1 protein-coding gene is annotated in these 615 nt (G+C 42.3%); it reads right to left on the minus strand.

Features of this window, described 5'->3' with window-relative positions:
- Window positions 1-448 precede the first annotated feature (448 nt).
- Window positions 449-615, minus strand: a 167-nt coding sequence (locus tag AC1DUO_RS26020) for a LysR substrate-binding domain-containing protein (protein ID WP_477989626.1), incomplete at its 5' end; no start/stop codon positions are given.

The raw sequence follows: 615 nt of genomic DNA on the forward strand, positions 1-615 counted from the left end.
GTGTGATGATGGATCATTTCTCCCAGGAAACAGCCCTGAATGCCTATCTTTGTTTGTGCAGTGTTTTAAGTGCGTGTATTGCTTTATCGGCGTATTTCGCGGGAAGGAGCCAGTCAAAATCATGGGTCGGAGCATAAAATACTAAATAATATAGACGAAAAAAATAATCATCCGGGCCCATCTATGCATGATGGCCGGAAATTGAATGCGAAAAATTCAAACGTAAACTCAATATTAAAAGAAAATAAAGATGTTATTATGAATGCTAATTTCCCGGAAACCGACCACGTAGTCTGAGGAAGACTCCTCCCTTACGAGCGCTCAGCCTTGATGACCTGGTATTGCCATCTTCGTGGAAGAAAACACGTCTACGTTTGCTGAAATTGCCACGATGTCCGGTATGCTGCGTATTCCTGAATCTAAGCTGGCATGCAAAAGATAAGCACAATCAGCGCTCTTTATCTTTCTCCATCAATATATTTAAAAATGAGCGAACCTTTGTCGGGCGAAATCGAGATGCGGGAAAAACTGCATGAATCTCACCTGAAGGTAGTTCCCATTCTGGGAGCACCTGAATTAAGCGGCCAGAAATAAGATCATCACTGACAACGTAAT

It is taken from the genome of Rahnella sp. P4_A8, assembly GCF_056402435.1.